This window comes from Oleiphilus sp. HI0128, from assembly GCF_001635365.1.
In genome coordinates this window covers 1-1662 of sequence record NZ_LWGG01001397.1, presented here as the reverse complement: position 1 = coordinate 1662, position 1662 = coordinate 1, and the positions used below count along the sequence as shown (strand labels likewise).

Below are 1662 nucleotides of genomic sequence, written 5' to 3'. Positions count from 1 at the left end.
AAAAAGATATCGAATCGGTCATTCAAACTCATATGAAGGAATTGGCACGTGTCGAAAAGAAATTCCAAGAACAGCAAGGCGAGAATGAGCAAATACGAGAAAAGGAATTCAAACAGCTTTCTGAAAATGATGCCATTATTAAAGAACTCGATCAGACTATCTTTGACAAGAGCAAACAGCGCGTTGAACTGCGTAATCTGGTCAACCTGAAAGTTGGCGACAACCAAGTCTACCGCATGGCTCAATGGTGGTATAACAAAGAGTCTGCAGCTGACCTGGGCAGAAAGGATGTGATGACCATTGCAACACTATGGTTTGGTAGCCTTGCTTTGCTTATTGCCGTGACTGGCATCTTATTGGCCTTTGCATCCTACGTTATTCGAGACCCATCAATTGCAGACTATAAAGCAGATCGAGACAGCATCCCTTCAATTACCAAGAAAGCTTTCAATAGCGCCCGCCGCCTTATCATCTACTGGAGACAAGTGCAGCGCCGCCCCGTGATAAAAGAAGTCGCCACCGAAGTCATCAAAGAAGTGCCTGTCGAGAAAGTGGTTAAGGTTGAAGTTCCTGTCGAGATCATCAAAAAGGAAATCGTACACGTACCTTTGTATACGGAGGATAAGTCGCTACTCAAACTTGCCGAGAATCACAGCTTTGATGAGCAAGACCTAAAGGAAAACAATACTAAAGGCCGTGATGAAACCAAGCCTAATAACGGGCATAGTGATGGCTAAGCAAGCAAGTGAACAAACAACAGGCGATAAAGAGTCTGAGCAATACGAGTCCGTCTCGCACAACTTCGATGCGATGAATCGTGCTATAGATACCCAAGTGGATAAACAACTGGAGCTCTCCTCTCTTTATCAGTTCCAGCAGAGCTCTCGTCGCACACTGATGGCCATGCACATCACCGTCAGCCTCTGCGTGCTTGCCCTAACAGCTGCGGCTATCTGGTGGTTGCTCTCAAGCTCAGGCAGCTTTTTCAGCAGCGATATCACCTATACCGAATCGATACTCAAGTCCGCCTCAGACCGAAAGACTAGTGATGCCCTAAAGATTATCTCTGAGGCTCAAGATTCAAATAACAATCCAGACAAAGCCTTTATTGATACCTCCTTTACCGTGTTTCACCGCACACTTATATCGACAGGTGAATATGTGGTAACAGGTAAGACTTACGAGCCAGATGACCTACAAACTCCCTCTGAACAATATTGCTACCTGGAACAGAGCCAAAGTAGCAATCAGCTGAGTGGGCAGGCACTCTCTTATATCGAAGATAAAGAACTTATACTCGAGACGGAAGATCAAGCCATGATTAGCCTGGCACACCGCTACTGCCAGTTTAGTCGCTAAGTGCTTGCTTGCGAAACAGTCTCTGTATATCGGCAATCACCAAATAATTTACCGGCACCAGCACTAGGGTAATTAAGGTAGCGAAAACAATACCAAAGCCTAAAGAGACCGCCATCGGAATCAGAAACTGAGCCTGGGTTGACTGTTCAAACAGCAATGGCATCAAACCAAAGAAGGTGGTCAAAGAGGTAAGAATAACTGGGCGGAATCGTGCAGCAGCTGCACCGCTAACTGTTAGCAATAAGTCCCTGCCTTCCTTGCGGCGCTTGTTAACAAAATCCACCAGAACCAAGCTATCGTTCA

General features: G+C 45.8%; 2 protein-coding genes and 1 pseudogene. 2 read left to right on the top strand and 1 reads right to left on the bottom strand.

Annotated elements, in window-relative coordinates; all coding sequences use genetic code 11:
• Both A3763_RS22930 and A3763_RS22925 read left to right on the top strand, forming a co-directional pair.
• A pseudogene (locus A3763_RS22930) lies at positions 1–737 on the top strand (hypothetical protein); the annotation flags it as partial.
• Positions 730–1359, top strand: a complete 630-nt coding sequence (locus A3763_RS22925; protein ID WP_068553390.1) for a hypothetical protein — start codon at positions 730–732, stop codon at positions 1357–1359. The pseudogene A3763_RS22930 and the gene A3763_RS22925, both read left to right, overlap by 8 nt.
• Here A3763_RS22925 and A3763_RS22920 read toward each other — a convergent pair.
• Positions 1349–1662: efflux RND transporter permease subunit (locus A3763_RS22920; RefSeq protein ID WP_156495280.1), on the bottom strand; the 314-nt coding region annotated here is incomplete at its 5' end. The genes A3763_RS22925 and A3763_RS22920 overlap by 11 nt on opposite strands.

Bases quoted from the DNA above. Each gene is read 5' to 3' on its own strand.
- A3763_RS22925 (WP_068553390.1), top strand. From the start codon at position 730: ATGGCTAAGCAAGCAAGTGAACAAACAACAGGCGATAAAGAGTCTGAG.